We start from the raw sequence: 16,629 nt of genomic DNA, 5'->3' as shown, positions 1-16,629 counted from the left end.
GTGAGCGAGGATGTCGACCATGAACCCCACCCCGCCCCGGCTGCCCCCGTCCGGTCGACGCGCGCGGAAGGCGACGACCAGCCGGATCACCCGGCCGGGGGCCCGGTTCGACGGCTACCTCTCCCCGGAGCGGCCGCACGCGGGCGCCTACGACGAGATGTTCGCGGCCGACGGCACGGTCCGCGGCCCGTACCGCGCGCTGTACGAGTCGATCGCGGCGCTCGACGCGCACGACCTGAACTCGCGGGCGCTCGCGCTGGACCGGGCGATGGTCGACCAGGGCATCACGTTTTCGCTGTCCGGCCAGGAACGGCCGTTCCCGCTGGACCTGGTCCCGCGGGTGATCCAGGCCGCCGAGTGGACGAAGCTCGAGCGCGGTGTCGCCCAGCGCGTCCGCGCGCTGGAGGCGTTCCTCGCCGACGTCTACGGCGACCGGCAGATCCTGCGCGACGGCGTGTTGCCGCGGCGGCTGATCACCTCGTGCGAGCACTTCCAGCGGGAGGCGTTCGGCATCAACCCGCCGAACGGCGTGCGCATCCACGTGTCCGGTGTGGACCTCGTGCGTGACGAAGAGGGCACGTTCCGCGTGCTGGAGGACAACCTGCGCAACCCGTCCGGGGTGTCGTACGTGATGGAGAACCGGCGCACGATGGCGCGGGTCTTCCCGGACCTGTTCGCCCAGCACCGCGTGCGACCGGTCGGCGACTACGCGTCGCACCTGCTCCGGGCGCTGCGCGCGGCGGCCGCGGCGAACGTCGCCGACCCGACCGTCGTGGTGCTCACCCCCGGCGTCTACAACTCGGCGTACTTCGAGCACTCGCTGCTGGCGCGGCTGATGGGCGTCGAGCTGGTCGAGGGCCGCGACATGTTCTGCCGCGACAACGTCGTCTACCTGCGGACCACCGAGGGCGAACGCCAGGTCGACGTCATCTACCGGCGGATCGACGACGAGTTCCTCGATCCCGTGCACTACCGGCCGGACTCCGTGCTCGGCGTCGCCGGCGTGCTGAACGCGGCCCGGGCGGGCAACGTCGTCGTCGCGAACGCCATCGGCAACGGCGTCGGCGACGACAAGCTCGTCTACACCTACGTGCCGGAGATGGTGAAGTACTACCTGAACGAGAAGCCGCTGCTGCCCAATGTGGACACCTTCCGCTGCTGGCTGCCGGACGAGTTCGACCACGTCATGGCCCACCTCGACGAGCTGGTCGTGAAGCCGGTCGAGGGCTCCGGCGGCTACGGGATCGTGTTCGGGCCGGAGGCGACCCCGGCCGAGCTGGCGTCGCTGCGGCGCAAGGTGCGCGCGAACCGGCGCGGCTGGATCGCGCAGCCGGTGGTCCAGCTCTCGACCGTCCCCGCGAAGGTGGAGGACCGGCTCGCGCCGCGGCACGTCGACCTGCGCCCGTTCGCCGTCAACGACGGCAAGGACATCTTCGTGCTGCCCGGCGGGCTGACCAGGGTGGCGCTGCCGGAGGGCAGCCTGGTGGTGAACTCCTCGCAGGGCGGCGGCTCCAAGGACACGTGGGTGCTGGCGTCCCGGGCGTCGACGGCCGAACGCGAGCTGGAGCGGCCCGCACTCGGCGTGATGTCCACTGTGGACGGCCTGGCCGCCGAACAGGGGCCGGAGCTGTCGACGTCCCAGCAACAGCAACAGCAGCAACAGAGCTAGGGAGGCCGGCATGCTCGCGCGCAACGCGGAGTCGCTGTACTGGATCGGCCGGTACGTCGAACGCGCCGACGACACCTCCCGCATCCTCAACGTCTCGGTCCACCAGCTGCTGGAGGACGCGACCGTCGACCCGGACCACGCGAGCCGGCAGCTGCTGGCGGTCCTGGGCATCGACCCGGCGGGCACGCAGGACCTCGACGTGTGGAAGCTGACCGAGCTGGTGGCGTACGGGAAGGACAACCCGGCGTCGATCGTCGGCTCGATCAACTCGGCGCGCGAGAACACGCGCGGCGCCCGCGAAGTCGTCTCGACCGAGCTGTGGGAATGCCTGAACGCGACCTGGAACGCGGTGCCCGACCGGCAGCGCTACGCCCGCCGCGCCGGCCCGCACGCGTTCCTGTCGTTCGTGGAGGAGCGCGCGGCGATGTTCGCCGGGCTCGCCGATTCGACGATGTCGCGTGACGACGGCTGGCTGTTCATGGTGCTGGGCCGGTCGATCGAACGCGCCGACATGGTCGTGCGCCTGCTGCTCTCGCGGGTCGCGGACCGGGCGTCGTCACCGGGCTGGATCACCGTGCTGCGCTCGGCCGGCGCGCAGGACACCTACCTGCGGACGTACCGGGGTGCGCTGGACGCCGGGCGCGTGGTGCAGTTCCTGTTGCGCGACACGCTGTTCCCGCGTTCGGTGTTCCACGCGCTGCGGCAGGCCGAGGAGTGCCTGCAGCGGCTCGACCCGGGCGGCGGCTCGCGCAGCAACGAGAAGTCCGAGGCCCTGCGCGAACTCGGCCGGGCCCGCAGCGAGCTCGAGTTCCTCCGCCCGTCGGAGCTGCTCACCGACCTGCCCCGGCGGCTCGGGGCGCTGCAGACGTCGATCAAGGAGATCGGGGAAGCGGTCTCGATGCAGTACTTCAGCACGTCGCCGTGGGTGGCGTGGAGCGGCGCGGAGGTTTCCCTGTGACGTGGCAGCTGCGCGTGGCGCACCGGACGGGCTACCGGTACGCGACACCGGCGACGCAGTCGTACAACGAGGCCCGGCTGACCCCGCGCTCCGACCGCCGCCAGACGACGGTCGCGACGCGCATCGAGACGACCCCGGCCACCCGCGCCTACCGGTACACCGACTACTGGGGCACGGTCGTGACGTCGTTCGACCTCCACGCACCGCACACGGAGTTCGCCGTGCTGGCGACGTCGGTGGTCGAGACGGCGGACGAGGCCGAGCCGATCCGCACGGCGTCGTGGAAGGACCTGCGGTCCGAGACGGTCGTCGACCACCGCACGGAGTACCTGACCCCGACCGACTACACCCCGCACGACCCCGAGCTGGCGCGGGAGGCCCGCGCGCTGCGGACGGGCCTGGACCCGGCGGACGCGGTGCTCGCGGTGTGCGAGTGGGTGAACAAGCAGCTCAAGTACCAGCCGGGCACCACCGGCGTCCATTCGACGGCGACGGACGCCTGGCAAGCGCGTGAAGGCGTGTGCCAGGACTTCGCGCACGTGACGCTGGTGATGCTGCGCGCGATCGGCGTGCCGGCGCGGTACGTGTCGGGGTACCTGCACACCAAGCCGGACGCGAAGCTCGGCGAGGTGGTCGAAGGCGAGTCCCACGCGTGGGTCGACGTCTGGACCGGCGGGTGGTGGGCGTACGACCCGACGAACGCGATCCCGGTGGGGCCGCGGCACGTGTGGGTGGCGATGGGCCGGGACTACGCGGACGTGGCGCCGTTGAAGGGGATCTTCACCGGGGGCGGTCAGTCCACTTTGGACGTCTCGGTGCACCTGACCCGGCTGGCCTAGAGCAAGAAGGTCCCGCCGGCCGCTTCCGCCACCTCCGCGCCGAGGGCCGACGCCGGTGTGTGGGCGCCCGGCTTGCCCTCGCCGCGGGCCAGCCGGGCCGCCGTTTCGGCCACCACCGCCGCCGTGAAATCCATGGCTTCGTCCGCGCGCAGCCAGCCTTCCCGGGCCGAGCCGTCGGGCCACGTCACCACCGCGTGCCCCCACGTGTGCGTGCGGGGTCGGGGCGCTGCCTTCGTGCGGACCGCCGCGAGCCGCTGGACGGCGAACCGGCGCACCGCCGGGATCGACACCACCCGGCCGAGCAGCGGGAGCAGGGCCCGGACCACCGGAGCGGTCGGGGCCAGCCCGGAGAAGACCGTGACGTCCGAGGCGCCGGACGCGCGCTGGGCGGCGATCAGCTCGCCCGAGGGGATGCCCGCCACCTTCGCCGTCTCGCCGTCCGGCAACACGAGGGTGCGCGGCTTCGCGCCCCGGGCCGAGACCGCGGTCATGGCGTCGACGATGCTGGCGGCCAGCGCGACTCCCACGGCCCCTTCTTCGGTGGCGACGGAGGCCAGCGCGTCGACCTGGACGCGGCTCGGCGTGTCACGTCCCTCGCACAGCTTCGCGACGACGGCCTCAGTGGCCAGGACGCCGAACCCGGCGCCGGTCACGAACGTGCTGCCGCCGGTCAGGGCCTCGTCGTGCAGGTCCAGCAGCCCCTGGACGGCGACGAGGTCCGCGGCCATGTCCACGTAGTGGCCGCCGGGCAGGCAGGCCCGGGCGAGCGCCGGGGCCGTGGCGGCGTACTCGCCGATCGTGTTGATGACCACCGTCGGCCGCCGCCGCCGGATCTCCGCCGCCATCGCCTCGACGCCGTCGGCGACGACGAAATTCGCGCCGGTCGCTGCCAGGCCGTCCCGGTTGCGCCCGACCAGCACGCCCGGCAGGCCCCGGCGCTCGAGTTCGGCGGTGATGGCCCGGCCGGTGCGGCCCAGCGCGCCGAGAACCCAGATCTCCACGGTTTCCTCCAGTGACGTCTCAGTGTGTCATCACCGAGGCTAGCACGTGATGACACACTGAGACGTCAGCTAGGCTGAGGCGTGGCCAGATGGGATCCCGGGACCGCGGACCGGCTGCGGAAAGCCGCGCTGGAGCTGTACGCCGAGCACGGCTACGACGCCGTCACGATCACGCAGATCGCCGAGCGCGCCGGGATCACGCGCCGCTCGTACTTCCGCTACTTCCCCGACAAGCGCGAAGTCCTTTTCGCGGGCGCGGAGCAGCTGCCGCCCGCCGTCGCCGAAGCCGTGCTCGCCGCCGAAGAAGGCGAGTCACCGTTGAGGACGGCGCTCACGGCGTTGGCCGAGGTCGGCACGCGGGTCACGCAGCTCGTCGACCCGTCGCCCGAACGCCGGGCGGTCATCGCGGCCACGCCCGAGCTCCGCGAACGCGAGCGGAGCAAGGGCGCGGCGATCACGACGGCGATCCGGGACGCGCTCGAGCGGCGGGGAACACCGCCCGAGCTGGCGAAACCGGCCGCGCAGGTCGCGGCGATCGTCCTCGGCGACGCCTTCGACCGCTGGATCGACTCGGGCGGTGACCGCGAGTTCCCGGCCTACCTCGACGAAGCCGCCGAAGCGTTCCGGGCGGCTTGCCGCTAGCCGCGGGCGTGCGCGTCCAGGATGTGCGCGACGGCCTCGGTGACCTGCTGCGCGTAGTCCAGGTGCAGCCACTCGTCCGGCACGTGGATGTTCGAGTCGGCCCCGCACGCCCCGGTGACCAGGAACTGCGCCGCCGGGAACTTCCGCGAGAGCAGGCCCATGAACGGGATCGAGCCACCCATGCCGGTCGCGCGGTGGGGGCGGCCGAACACCTCGTCGCTGACCGTGCGCAGGGCCGTCGTCAGCCACGGCGATTCGGTCGGCGCGTTCCAGCCGTTCTCCGCCTGCGGGTTGTCGCTGAAGGTGACCTTCGCGCCGTACGGGACGTCGGTGGTCAGGGCCTTCTTCACGGCTTCGAGCGCCTTCTCGGCGTCGGCCGTCGGCGGCAGCCGGAAGCTCAGGGTGAGCGTGGTGCTCTCGCGAAGCACGTTGCCGGCGTCGGCGGGCTTCGGGAAGCCGTCGGCGCCGATCACCGACAGTGTCGGGCGCCAGGCGTTGTTGAGCATCAGCTCCAGCGCGTCTTCCGTGATCACGCGCCCGCCTTCGACCAGCGGGAACGCCTTCGACAGCGCCTCCGGGAAGTCCTGCGAGACGGCCTTGAGCTCCGCCAGCCGGTTCGCCGGGACGTCGACCTTGAGCTCGTCCAGCAGCAGCTCGCCGGTCGCGCTGTCCTCGAGGCGTTCGATCAGGTGCCGCAGGATCCGGAACGAGCTCGCGACGACGCCGCTGGCGACGCCGGAGTGCTGCGCCGAGCCGAGCAGCTGCACGGTGACGTCGAGGTGCAGCATCCCGCGCAGGCTCGTGACCAGCCACAACCGCTCGTAGTCGCTGCCGCCGGCGTCGAGGCAGACCACCAGCGAGACGTCGCCGATCCGGTCGGCCAGGTGCTCGACGTAGGCGGGCAGGTCGGGGCTGCCGGACTCCTCGCCGGTCTCCAGCAGCAGCACGATCCGGGCGTGCTCGCCGCCGGCCGCGTGCACGGCTTCGATCGCCGTCGTCGCCGCATAGCCGGAGTAGCCGTCGTCGACGGACCCGCGGCCGTACAGGCGGCCGTCGCGGATCACCGGCGTCCACGGGCCGAGGCCCTCGGACCAGCCGCCCACCGGGGGTTGCTTGTCGAGGTGGCCGTACATCAGGACGGTGCCCTTGTCCGCCGCGCCCGGGGTCGCCGGGACGTCGACGAGCAGCAGCGGGGTCCGGTCTTCGAGCTGGACGACCTCGAGGGTGGCGCCGGGCAGGTCACGCCCGGCGATCCACTCGCGGACGTGGCCGACGGCGGCGGCCAGGTGGCCGCTCTTCGCCCATTCGGCGTCGAAGGCCGGGGACAAGGCGGGGATCGCCACCAGTCCGGACAGGCTCGGGATGACGTCGTTGGTCCACGACGACACGACGGATTCACGCACGGATTTCTGCTCCACACCGCCATCGTGCCACGGGGGTCCGACAGTGCCGCACATCACAACCCCGCCTCACGCCTCGTGAGTGGTAAGGCGAGTTAGAACTCGCCTTACCACTCACGACCCTGGTGAGCGTTACCGGTGATCCCCAACTCTCGTAGTTCCGATGCTCGGGCTTCCAAGCGTTTTCCCTGTTCAGCACGGGTTTCTCAGCAACAAATCAGCAACCGCGTCTCACCACGGCGGCGGCCTTCGTGCCAGGATGTCCGCGTGAACCGTCAACGCCGACGGTGACTGAGCGCTTCGGACCCGACGCGCTGGTCCCCGCCGGTGCAGTCGCTGTGGTCGCCACAAGCGGCCGCCAGAGGCACCGACACCGAGGAGTACTGCGCATGCCGTCCGAACAGTGGACGCACCCGGAGCCCGGCGACGGGCCGGCCGCGGTAGCGGCCCAACCGTCCCCCGAGCAGGTGATCGCCGGGTTGCGAGCGACGAGCGAAGGTGGCGCTGAGCTGACTCAGCTGCTCACCCCCGAAGGCGAACGGGTCCCGTCGCCCCAGTTCGACAAGTACGTCGACGACATCGACGCCGAAGCACTCCGCGGGCTGTACCGCGACATGGTGCTGGTCCGGCGGGCCGACCGCGAAGCGAACGCCATGCAGCGCCAGGGCCAGCTGGGCATCTGGGTCCCGCTGCTCGGCCAGGAGGCCGCGCAGATCGGCTCCGGCCGCGCCCTCAAGGCGAACGACATGGCGTTCCCCAGCTACCGCGAGCACGGCGTCGCGTACACGCGCGGGGTCGACATGAAGGACCTGCTGGGCATTTTCCGCTGCACCGACCACAGCGGCTGGGACTACCAGGGCACCGGCTTCCACCCGTACACCATCGTGATCGGCAACCAGGTGCTCAACGCCGCCGGCTACGCGATGGGCCAGAAGTTCGAAGGCAAGGTCGGCGACGACGACGGCGAAGCCACCATCTGCTACTTCGGTGACGGAGCGACTTCGCAGGGTGACGTGCACGAAGGCTTCGTCTGGGCCGCCGTCTACGACGCGCCGCTGGTGTTCTTCTGCCAGAACAACCAGTGGGCGATCTCCGAGCCGACCGAGCGCCAGTCGCGCCTGCCGCTGTACCAGCGCGCCCGCGGCTACGGCTTCCCCGGCATCCGCGTCGACGGCAACGACGTCCTGGCCTGCCTCGCGGTGTCCCGCTGGGCGCTCGACGAGTGCCGCCACGGCAACGGCCCGGTCCTGATCGAGGCGTTCACCTACCGGATGGACGCGCACACGACGACCGACGACCCCACCCGCTACCGCCTCTCCGACGAGCTGGAGGAGTGGAAGCTCAAGGACCCGATCGAGCGCGTCCGCGCGTTCCTCGCCCGCGGCGGCGGCGCCGACCAGGCGTTCTTCGACAGCGTCCAGGCCGAGGCGGACGCCTTCGCCGCCGACCTGCGCGAGTACACGTTCAACATGCCGGAACCACCGCCGGAGCGGATCTTCAGCAACGTCTACGCCGAGGGCAACCCGGTGCTGGAGGCGCAGCGCGAAGAGTTCCTGTCCTACCTCGACGGCTTCGTCTCGGCGGGTGAGCACTGATGACCGACCTCCAGAAACTCACCATCGGCAAGGCCCTCAACCTCGGCCTCCGCCGCGCGATGGAAGAGGACCCCAAGGTCCTGATCATGGGCGAGGACGTCGGCAAGCTCGGCGGCGTCTTCCGGATCACCGACGGCCTGCAGAAGGACTTCGGCGAGCAGCGCGTGCTGGACACGCCGCTCGCCGAGTCGGGCATCATCGGCACCGCGGTCGGCCTGGCCGTGCGCGGCTTCCGGCCGGTGTGCGAGATCCAGTTCGAGGGCTTCATCTTCCCCGGCTTCGACCAGATCTCGTCGCAGCTGGCGAAACTGCACTACCGGACGCAGGGCAAGATCAAGATGCCGGTCGTGATCCGGGTGCCGTTCGGCGGCGGGATCGGCGCGGTCGAGCACCACTCGGAGTCGCCGGAGTCGCTGTTCGCGCACATCCCGGGCCTCAAGGTCGTGTCCATCTCGAACGCCGTCGACGCCTATTGGGGCATCCAGCAGGCGATCAAGTCCGACGACCCGGTGCTGTTCTTCGAGCCGAAGCGGCTGTACCACTCGGGCGCGCTGCGCGCGGAGATCGATGTAGCCGGAACGCCGGTCCCGTGCTTTTCGTCGCAGGTCGTCCGCGAAGGCACGACGGCGACGGTCGTCGCGTACGGACCATCGGTGAAGGTCGCCCTCGACGCGGCCGCCGCGGCCGAGGACGAAGGCAAGTCCCTCGAGGTCATCGACCTGCGCACGCTCTCGCCGCTGGATCTCGGCCCGGTGTTCGAGTCGGTGCGCAAGACCGGACGGCTGATCGCGCTGTCGGAGGCGCCGTCGGAGTCGTCGCTGACGTCGGAGATCGCCGCGCGCGTCCAGCAGGAGTGCTTCTACTCGCTGGAAGCGCCCGTCCTCCGGGTGACCGGGTTCGACACGCCGTACCCGCCGGCCAAGCTCGAGGAGCACTACCTCCCCGACCTCGACCGGGTGCTGCACGCCGTCGACCGCTCGCTCAACTGGTAAGGGGGATTTCCGCGCAATGCCTACGTTCAAACAGTTCCCCTTGGCCGACACGGCGGAGGGGCTGACCGAAGCCGACATCCTGTCCTGGCACGTCAAGCCAGGCGACACCGTGACGGTGAACCAGATCGTGGTCGAGATCGAGACCGCGAAGGCCGCCGTCGAGCTGCCGATCCCGTGGGCCGGGGTCGTCACGGAACTGCACGTCGAGCCGGGCCAGACGGTGGAGGTCGGCACGCCGATCCTCACCATCGACATCGACCCCGGCGGCGCGGCCGCTCCCGCGCCTACCGCTGCTGCTCCCGCGCCCGCCGAGGCGGAAGAGGAGATGAAGCCGCTGGTCGGGTACGGCTCCAAGGCCGTGGTCACGCAGCGGCGGGCCCGGAAGGGTGCTGCTCCGGCCGCTCCCGCTCCGGCTGCTGCGGTCGCCGCTCCTCCGGTTCCTGCCCCGGTTGCGCCTGCCCCGGCTGCTCCGCGCGGTGGGTACGTCCCGCTGGCGAAGCCGCCGGTGCGGAAGCTCGCGAAGGACCTCGGCGTCGATCTGCACGCGCTGACCGGCACCGCGTCCGGCGGCGTCATCACGCGTGATGATGTCGAGCGCGCCGCAAACGGGACTCCAGTCGCACCCGCTGTGGACAGCGGGTCGCGGGAGCGGCGCGTCCCGATCAAGGGCGTCCGCAAGGCCACCGCGGCCGCGATGGTGCAGAGCGCGTACACCGCTCCGCACGTCACAGAGTTCCTGACCATCGACGTCACGCCGATGATGGAGTTCCGCGAGAAGCTGAAGAAGTCGCGGGAGTTCGCCGGGGTCAAGGTCACGCCGCTGACGTTCGCGGCCAAGGCCGTGTGCCTGGCGGCGAAGCGCACCCCGGACGTCAACGCGGTCTGGGACGAAGCGGCGCAGGAGATCGTCTACAAGGACTACGTGCACCTCGGGATCGCCGCGGCCACCCCGCGGGGCCTGATCGTGCCGAAGGTCCGCGACGCCGACTCGATGTCGCTGAAGGAGCTGGCGAACGCCCTGACGGCGCTCACCGAGACGGCTCGCGAAGGCAAGACGTCCCCGGCGGACATGGCGAACGGCACGATCACGATCACCAACGTGGGCGTGTTCGGCGTCGACACGGGAACGCCGATCATCAACCCGGGGGAGTCCGCGATCCTGTGCCTCGGCGCGATCAAGGACCAGCCGTGGGTGGTCGACGGCGAGATCAAGGTCCGGAAGGTGCTCCAGCTGTCGCTGAGCTTCGACCACCGCGTGGTCGACGGCCAGCAGGGTTCGGAGTTCCTGGCCGACGTCGGCGCCCTCTTGGCCGACCCGGCGATGGCCATGACGTACTGAGTTTCTCCAGGTGAGGGCCGCTTTCGGGCGGCCTTCACTTTTACCCATTTGACGGAGTGAGCACTCACTCCGCACACTGGTGACATGACACCAGCACCCGAGACCCGGCGAAGAGCGCCGGGCATGAGCGTCGAAGCCCGGCGCGCCATGATCGTGCACGCGGTGCTGCCGCTCCTGATGGAGCACGGCACCAACGTCACCACCAGCCAGATCGCCCGCGCCGCCGGGATCGGCGAGGGCACCATCTTCCGCGCGTTCAAGGACAAGGACGAGCTGTTCGACGCCTGCACCGCCGAAGCGCTGCGGCCCGACCACGCGCTCGACGCGATCGCCGACATCCCCCTGGACCAGCCCCTGACCGACCGGCTCGTCGAAGCCGCCGAAGCACTCGGCGCGCACCTCGAGCGGATGGGCGCGCTGATGGGCGCCCTGCACGCGTCCGGCCGGCACAAGCTGCGTGACCCCGAGCAGCGGCTGAAGGACCGCCGCGGCTCCTGGAAGAACGGCCGCCGCGAGTCGATGACCGCCATGCGCGGGGCGATCGTCGAGCTGTTCACGCCCGAGAAGGACCAGCTGCGGCTGCCACCCGAGCAGCTCGCCGCCCTGTTCCTGGCCCTGCTCTTCGGCGGCCGCCCGATGGCCGCGGACGACGACGCGCCCACCACGCGCCAGGTGGTCGACGTCTTCCTGCACGGCGCCGTGGAGGCCAAGTGATCCCGGGCGGTGGGGGCGGCATGGAGTTCATGCTGGCTCGGCGAGGAAGACGGCGGCACGCCGTGACCGTGCCGGAGAGCGGGCTCACCGGGCCCGTCGACATCCCGGAACCGAAGCAGGACGACCAGCCGAAGGACCTGCGCTCGCGGCTGTCGCGCGCCAAGACGTCTGTCGCGGGCACGGTCCGCGGCCTGCCGAAGGTCGTCAAGCTGACCTGGCAGGCGAGCCCGGTCCTGACGATCCTCCTGGCGCTGATCACGCTGTTGTCGGGGCTGCTGCCGACCGTGACCGCGTACGTCGCGAAGCTGCTGCTCGACGCCGTCGTCGCGGCGATCCAGGGCAAGGGCACCACCGGCGACATCGTGAACGTCGCGCTGTTCCAGTTCGGCGTGCTCGCGGCGACCGCGATCAGCAGCGCCATGACGTCGATCGCGCAGTCGCTGCTGCAGGAACGCATGACGCTGACCATCCGCCACCAGGTGATGGCGCACGCGAGCGAACTGCACCTGGCGTACTTCGAGGGGTCGGCGTCCTACGACATGCTGCGCCAGGCCGCGCAGGAGGCGCCGACGCGGCCGCTGTCGATGATGAACTCCGCGCTGGGGCTGGTGCGGACGCTGATCACGTTCGGCAGCATGATCGCGCTCCTCGTTTCGATCAGCCCGCTGCTGGCGCTAGTCGCGCTGGTGGCGCCGATCCCGGCGTTCATCTCGCAGTCCAAGTACGGCTCGCGCGCGTTCTGGCTGACGTTCCTGATGTCGCCGATCAAGCGGCGGATGGACTACCTGTCGTCGCTGGTCACGACGGACACGTACGCCAAGGAGACGAAGCTGTTCGGGCTCGGCCCGTACTTCGTCGACCGCTTCCGCCGGCTCGGCATGGTGTCGTACGAGCGGCAGCGGAAGCTGACGATCAACCGCAACGTCAGCTCGACGTCCTGGGGTCTGTTGAGCACGCTCGCAGGCTCGGCGATCGCGCTGTACATCGCCCTGGAGGCGGTCGGCGGGCGGCTCACGCTCGGCGACCTGGCGTTGTACACGGCCGCGGCGACGTCCGTGCAGACGTCGGTGTCCGGGCTGTTCACAGCGTTTTCGGGGATGTACGAGAACAACCTCTACCTGGACACGCTGTACCGCTTCCTGGACACGAAACCGGAGATCACGGCGCCGCCTTCGCCGCGGCCCATGCCGTCCACTGTGGAGGGTCACATCGAGTTCGACTCGGTGACCTTTGCCTATCCGGGGGCGGAGGAGCCGGCGCTGGAGGACGTCAGCTTCGAGATCCGCCCGGGCGAGACGGTGGCGGTGGTGGGCCGCAACGGCGCGGGCAAGTCGACGCTGTTCAAGCTCCTCTGCCGGCTGTACGACCCGACGGACGGCCGCATCCTCCTGGACGGCGTCGACATCCGCGAGTACGACCCGGACGAGCTGCGCACGCGGATCAGCGCGATGTTCCAGGACTACGTGACGTACCAGGGAACGGCGGCAGAGAACATCGGCCTCGGCGACCTGGGCCGCCTGGAGGACCGCCCGCACATCGAGGATTCGGCCCGCCGAGCCGGCGCGGACGAGCGCATCGAGCGGCTGCCGTCCGGCTACGACAGCCCGCTGGGCAGGTGGTTCGACCAGGGCGTCTCCCTGTCCGGCGGCGAGTGGCAGAAGATCGCGCTGGCCAGGGCGTTCCAGCGCGAGGCGCCGATCCTGATCCTGGACGAGCCGACTTCGGCGCTGGACGCCCAGGCCGAGCACGACCTGTTCGCACGGCTGCGGTCGTTGTCCGAAGGCCGGACGACGCTGTACATCTCGCACCGGTTCTCGACGGTGCGGCAGGCGGAGCGGATCCTCCTGCTGGACCACGGGAAGGTCGCGGAGTACGGCACGCACGAGGAGCTGATGGCGGCGAAGGCGGGGTACGCCGAGCTGTTCACGCTGCAGGCGCAGGCGTACTTGGACGAGGTGCCGAGCTAGTTACAATCGGCGAGCCTATGGCGTCCTGGCGGAAGCGCTCAGCGCGTCATCGAGCTGAGCACTTCCGCCAGGACGACCTACTAGTGCTGGCCGTACGAGCTCAACACGACTTTCAAGTGCTCGATCTCCGCACGGAACTCGGAGCGCTCACGAACTGGAGCACCCTTCTCCAGGCGATGCCTACCACCCTCCATGTACTCAGCAATCCATGAGCGCACCTCTTTTTGAGCTACCCGATGCAGACGCGCAGCATCGGATACCGTGATCTTCCCGGCAAAGTAGCCCAAAACCACTTTTTCTCGAGTCTCAGTGGAGACTTCTCGAACGTGCGACAATCTAACCCTTCCTGCCACAACCCACTCATCACGTGACTGAGATTGCAAAAAATTCCATACCGGGTTAGAGTCCATTCTGGGTTACCAGAGTCCAGAATAGGTCCCGGCCTGTTCGATGGCTAATCACCCAGCGCCGGGTGGAGACCTCCAATCTCCACCCGGCGCTTCTTCGCTACGAAGCAACTGGCTTCGGCATGGATTCTCCCTTACGAAACGATAGGTATTGGCGCTTTTCGCCCTTGACCCAGTCATTCCATGCCTTTATATAGATTGCAACGTGCTCACGCGCATCCATACGGCGCCGTCCACCTTGGGCTCGACCGTTGATAAAGAAGTTGCGGAATCTCAGCCGCGGATCTTCCTCATCAAGGTTCGCCCCAGAGATGACACCAGCGAACCACTCACTCTGATCCATGTCGGACGCAGCGCGGCGCGTCACGTAAATCGCGGCTGCGCACGCTGATGTGATGATGCCAATCGCGCCAGCGACAGGCCTCGCGCGCCTAACACAGTCCAGCATTCCAGGGTGCTGCTCATGCAACTCAAGCACCTGGTCATTCGTCAGCCTCGCCTTAGGACCAGTCCACGCAACATCGCCCGGCAAAGTGTCATAAAGGCACAGGTAGCGGAGAGATGCGGCCAAGTTCAGCACATCTGCCGCACCGATAATCTTCAGACTATCACTCGCACTGCGACGCTTACCGGTATCAACAACACTGAAGGAGTCCCGGTCAACACCTCTGACCACCAGCATAGGAACCGACACGCCGGATCTAACCACCGCAGCCAGCCGATGCTGCCCATCTAGCAAGTTGCCACGATCATCAATCGCGACTCCTTGATGCGAAAGCTTCCACTCGCCGCGCTTCATGGCACCCGCATAAAGTTCAACAGTCGAGCGATCTAGTTTTCTATTTCCTTCGTTGTAGCGAAGAATTTCCGCTGCCATCTGCGGATCCATCAGCTGCACCTGGGATACAAAACCTTCTGCCCCCCAGCTGGTCGCCGACATGTCCAGCACCTGAGCCGGATCGTTCATAAAATCACCACCCATCACTAGGTTGCCGCCATACAGCTCGCCCGTACCCTGATGTGTACAAGGCAGGGGTAACGTACTCGCGGTCGATATCCAAGTTGGTCAACACGCTGAGACAGCCGTGCATGACCACCCGATCGAGTTCTCTTCTAAGAGAGCTGGGTGCTCGCCTTGGGCATCCGCGACCGACACGCAAGAGCGCCCCGTTCGGTATCCAGCCATCGTCTATAGCAGGTCGTTCGTATAGCCTGATCATCCATCGAGCAGGGTCTGCCTGCAGCCTTGACCTGTACCTTTGCGACACGCTGCAGTGTCTGACAGACGACTCAACCAACGTCACTAGCAGTGTCTCCCGGCCATCCGACCAGTGCGCCGCGACACCGCACTACGTCGTGCTGACGACCGAGGCCGGGAGCAAATCGGGCGGCTCGTTCGTTGGGCGGATATGGCTGTCGCGTTCCTGCTTTATGTCATCGCCGAGATCGCCGCGATCTGGGCGGTGGGCTCGGCCGTGGGCGTGCTCGGCACGCTGGGCCTCCTGCTGGCGGGAGCGTTCCTGGGGTCGTGGCTGGCCCGCCGCGAGGGCGCCAAGGCGATGCGGGCGTTCGCGGCCGCGGCCCGATCCGGCCGGCCGGCGGAGAAGGAACTGACCGACGGGATGCTGGTCGGGCTGGGTGGGGTGCTGATCCTGGTGCCCGGGTTCGTCAGCGATGTGCTGGGGTTGCTGCTGATCTTGCCGCCTTCGCGCGCGGTAGCTCGCCGGTGGTGGTTGCGGCGGATGAAGAAGCGAGCGGTGCGGTTTGCGAACCGCCGGCGAGGGCCGGTGATGGCGATGGACAGCGAGGTGGTCTCGGAGCCCCGCCGACCGGACCAGCCGACGGTGATCGAGGGTCGGATCGTCGAGAACTGACTACGAATGCACCGACCGGTGATACTCAAGGAACTCAGAGCCAATGTTGTGAGCTTCACGCACCGTCAGTAGCCCCACGGCCTTACCCTCACGGATGATCGTTCGGTCGGCGGCGATAACGATCGCGCCGCGGTCGAACTGCACGTGGCAATTCGGGCACAGGCAGAGCACGTTGGGCGGCAAGTCCGGGCCGCGGTGAAGACCGCCAAGCGCCTTGATGTGCGCGCCTTCGGAGTAGGCCCGACCGTCGCCGACCGAGAGGCGCACACCACAGATTTGGCATGTGTGATCATACATCCCCTTCACGTACTCCACGACCTCAGTCGAGCGAACGGTGCGCTGCGTAACGACCATTTTGCGGCCAGGCTGCACGCTGCCCTCAGGGGCCTCCGCGTGATACGGCTTCGGCGACAGTACGAAGCCCTGTGGGGCGAAGGTGATGTCAACGCCGGTCCTCATCTTGACCATGCGAAACCGGCAAATCAGATGCCGATCGCGGCCCGGCAACATCACCGCATCGACCACACGAAACAGGCCGTCGTACCGGTAGCCTGCGTCGGGAGCATGCGGCGAATTCTTATCAGCTCCCCGCACGACTCGGACGAGCGCGCCCGTCTTCCAACTAGTCCGGAGTGCAGCGTTCCCCGGTGCTTCGAAGGTCTGATCCTCAACTTGTCGACCCCGACTGTCTCGACCACCGTGGCCGCTGTAGAGTAATTCGTCCCCCTGATCGTCGTCATCTCTATACCCGCCTGACGAAACGATGGACTCGGCACCCGTCTTACCGGTACCGACGATGCCCGCCTGCAGCGCGCGGTGAACGCCACACGCGGCCACTTCAGCTCGACTAGCGAATTCCGATCCTTCCGGGTAGCCGGAGATCTCCCCAAAGCCATCGGCCTCGGCCAGCGGCACGTTGCGGTCTCGGAAGTCGAAGCCCAGGGCAGTGAGCCGGGCCACGACGGTTTGCAATCCACCGCTGAACTCGGCCGCGGTCAAGGCTCGCCCGGTTGCATACCCGTGCGCTGCCCCGAGAAGCGCCTTCGAGTCATAGGTGTCCCCGCCGTAGACCACGACGTACTGGCGCGCAGGGCCAAAGCCGTACTTGCGGAGAAATGCTTCGCGACCGAGGTCGTTGAACTCCTCGATGGCTTTGAGAACGTGCTCCAGGTCCACGTCGGCGAGACTCATGGGACCACTCTAAGGTGGGACAACCACAGTTTGGTGTCACC

At 68.6% G+C, this 16,629-nt stretch carries 15 protein-coding genes; 10 read left to right on the top strand and 5 right to left on the bottom strand.

The features are described from left to right. Window positions 1-10 precede the first annotated feature (10 nt). From OO60_RS07790 to OO60_RS07780, 3 genes are read left to right on the top strand one after another with little or no spacing between them, the layout of a single operon-like run. Window positions 11-1,669: a circularly permuted type 2 ATP-grasp protein gene (locus OO60_RS07790; protein WP_033261074.1), complete on the top strand. Its 1,659-nt coding sequence runs from the start codon at window positions 11-13 to the stop codon at window positions 1,667-1,669. A gap of 10 nt (window positions 1,670-1,679) precedes the next feature. After that, entirely contained in the window at window positions 1,680-2,627 is a 948-nt protein-coding gene (locus OO60_RS07785; protein WP_003058034.1) for an alpha-E domain-containing protein, read from the top strand. Beyond that, entirely contained in the window at window positions 2,624-3,466 is an 843-nt protein-coding gene (locus OO60_RS07780; protein WP_003058032.1) for a transglutaminase family protein, read from the top strand. Before OO60_RS07785 ends, OO60_RS07780 begins: the two co-directional genes overlap by 4 nt. Here the strand turns inward: OO60_RS07780 and OO60_RS07775 are convergent. Next, window positions 3,463-4,467, bottom strand: a complete 1,005-nt coding sequence (locus OO60_RS07775; RefSeq protein WP_003058030.1) for a saccharopine dehydrogenase family protein — start codon at window positions 4,465-4,467, stop codon at window positions 3,463-3,465. The two genes, OO60_RS07780 and OO60_RS07775, sit on opposite strands and share 4 nt — an antisense overlap. 81 nt (window positions 4,468-4,548) lie before the next feature. On the opposite strand from OO60_RS07775, the gene OO60_RS07770 reads away from it, so the two are divergent. Then, on the top strand, window positions 4,549-5,109 hold the full coding sequence (locus OO60_RS07770; protein WP_003058028.1) for a TetR/AcrR family transcriptional regulator: 561 nt from the start codon (window positions 4,549-4,551) through the stop codon (window positions 5,107-5,109). On the opposite strand, the gene OO60_RS07765 is transcribed toward OO60_RS07770, so the two are convergent. Next, window positions 5,106-6,527, bottom strand: coding sequence for a M20/M25/M40 family metallo-hydrolase (locus OO60_RS07765; RefSeq protein ID WP_003058026.1), 1,422 nt, complete (start codon window positions 6,525-6,527; stop codon window positions 5,106-5,108). The genes OO60_RS07770 and OO60_RS07765 overlap by 4 nt on opposite strands. Before the next feature lie 371 nt (window positions 6,528-6,898). On the opposite strand from OO60_RS07765, the gene pdhA reads away from it, so the two are divergent. The 5 genes from pdhA to OO60_RS07740 all read left to right on the top strand — a co-directional run bounded on the left by pdhA (window position 6,899) and on the right by OO60_RS07740 (window position 13,116). Beyond that, the gene (gene pdhA / locus OO60_RS07760) at window positions 6,899-8,104 is read left to right on the top strand and encodes a pyruvate dehydrogenase (acetyl-transferring) E1 component subunit alpha (RefSeq protein WP_003058024.1); all 1,206 of its coding nucleotides are present in this window, start codon (window positions 6,899-6,901) and stop codon (window positions 8,102-8,104) included. Further along, window positions 8,104-9,096, top strand: coding sequence for an alpha-ketoacid dehydrogenase subunit beta (locus OO60_RS07755; protein WP_003058023.1), 993 nt, complete (start codon window positions 8,104-8,106; stop codon window positions 9,094-9,096). Before pdhA ends, OO60_RS07755 begins: the two co-directional genes overlap by 1 nt. Window positions 9,097-9,112: 16 nt before the next feature. Then, window positions 9,113-10,435, top strand: a complete 1,323-nt coding sequence (locus OO60_RS07750; protein WP_033261073.1) for a dihydrolipoamide acetyltransferase family protein — start codon at window positions 9,113-9,115, stop codon at window positions 10,433-10,435. Window positions 10,436-10,558: 123 nt separating this feature from the next. Then, complete coding sequence (locus tag OO60_RS07745; RefSeq protein WP_003058020.1) at window positions 10,559-11,149, top strand: TetR/AcrR family transcriptional regulator; 591 nt, start codon at window positions 10,559-10,561, stop codon at window positions 11,147-11,149. A 20-nt stretch (window positions 11,150-11,169) separates the two neighbouring features. Next, complete coding sequence (locus OO60_RS07740) at window positions 11,170-13,116, top strand: ABC transporter ATP-binding protein (RefSeq protein ID WP_051767649.1); 1,947 nt, start codon at window positions 11,170-11,172, stop codon at window positions 13,114-13,116. Window positions 13,117-13,196: 80 nt separating this feature from the next. On the opposite strand, the gene OO60_RS48395 is transcribed toward OO60_RS07740, so the two are convergent. Both OO60_RS48395 and OO60_RS46350 read right to left on the bottom strand, forming a co-directional pair. Beyond that, on the bottom strand, window positions 13,197-13,526 hold the full coding sequence (locus OO60_RS48395; protein ID WP_420835531.1) for a helix-turn-helix domain-containing protein: 330 nt from the start codon (window positions 13,524-13,526) through the stop codon (window positions 13,197-13,199). Window positions 13,527-13,623: 97 nt separating this feature from the next. Beyond that, window positions 13,624-14,490: a hypothetical protein gene (locus tag OO60_RS46350; protein WP_155848813.1), complete on the bottom strand. Its 867-nt coding sequence runs from the start codon at window positions 14,488-14,490 to the stop codon at window positions 13,624-13,626. 442 nt (window positions 14,491-14,932) lie between these two features. Between OO60_RS46350 and OO60_RS07735 the strand changes: the two genes are divergently transcribed. Then, window positions 14,933-15,397 carry an FxsA family protein gene (locus OO60_RS07735; protein ID WP_003058016.1) on the top strand — a complete coding sequence of 155 codons (465 nt, stop codon included), beginning with the start codon at window positions 14,933-14,935 and terminating at the stop codon, window positions 15,395-15,397. Here OO60_RS07735 and OO60_RS07730 read toward each other — a convergent pair whose 3' ends face one another. After that, window positions 15,398-16,588 (bottom strand): YDG/SRA domain-containing protein, encoded by a 1,191-nt coding sequence (locus OO60_RS07730; RefSeq protein ID WP_156081297.1) that lies wholly within the window; start codon window positions 16,586-16,588, stop codon window positions 15,398-15,400. Between the last annotated feature and the right edge of the window lie 41 nt (window positions 16,589-16,629).

Origin of the sequence: Amycolatopsis vancoresmycina (genome assembly GCF_000716785.1) — a bacterium.
Lineage (GTDB): Bacteria > Actinomycetota > Actinomycetes > Mycobacteriales > Pseudonocardiaceae > Amycolatopsis > Amycolatopsis vancoresmycina.
The sequence above is the reverse complement of the archived record's forward strand: the minus strand, read 5'-3'. Positions and strand labels throughout refer to the sequence as shown.

Excerpts from the sequence above, each read along its gene's own strand:
- OO60_RS07790 (WP_033261074.1), top strand. The coding sequence starts at position 11 with ATGTCGACCATGAACCCCACCCCGCCCCGGCTGCCCCCGTCCGGTCGA.
- OO60_RS07785 (WP_003058034.1), top strand. The coding sequence starts at position 1,680 with ATGCTCGCGCGCAACGCGGAGTCGCTGTACTGGATCGGCCGGTACGTC.
- pdhA (WP_003058024.1), top strand. The coding sequence starts at position 6,899 with ATGCCGTCCGAACAGTGGACGCACCCGGAGCCCGGCGACGGGCCGGCC.
- OO60_RS07755 (WP_003058023.1), top strand. The coding sequence starts at position 8,104 with ATGACCGACCTCCAGAAACTCACCATCGGCAAGGCCCTCAACCTCGGC.
- OO60_RS07750 (WP_033261073.1), top strand. The coding sequence starts at position 9,113 with ATGCCTACGTTCAAACAGTTCCCCTTGGCCGACACGGCGGAGGGGCTG.
- OO60_RS07745 (WP_003058020.1), top strand. The coding sequence starts at position 10,559 with ATGAGCGTCGAAGCCCGGCGCGCCATGATCGTGCACGCGGTGCTGCCG.
- OO60_RS07740 (WP_051767649.1), top strand. The coding sequence starts at position 11,170 with ATGGAGTTCATGCTGGCTCGGCGAGGAAGACGGCGGCACGCCGTGACC.
- OO60_RS48395 (WP_420835531.1), bottom strand. The coding sequence starts at position 13,526 with ATGGACTCTAACCCGGTATGGAATTTTTTGCAATCTCAGTCACGTGAT.
- OO60_RS46350 (WP_155848813.1), bottom strand. The coding sequence starts at position 14,490 with ATGAACGATCCGGCTCAGGTGCTGGACATGTCGGCGACCAGCTGGGGG.
- OO60_RS07735 (WP_003058016.1), top strand. The coding sequence starts at position 14,933 with ATGGCTGTCGCGTTCCTGCTTTATGTCATCGCCGAGATCGCCGCGATC.
- OO60_RS07730 (WP_156081297.1), bottom strand. The coding sequence starts at position 16,588 with ATGAGTCTCGCCGACGTGGACCTGGAGCACGTTCTCAAAGCCATCGAG.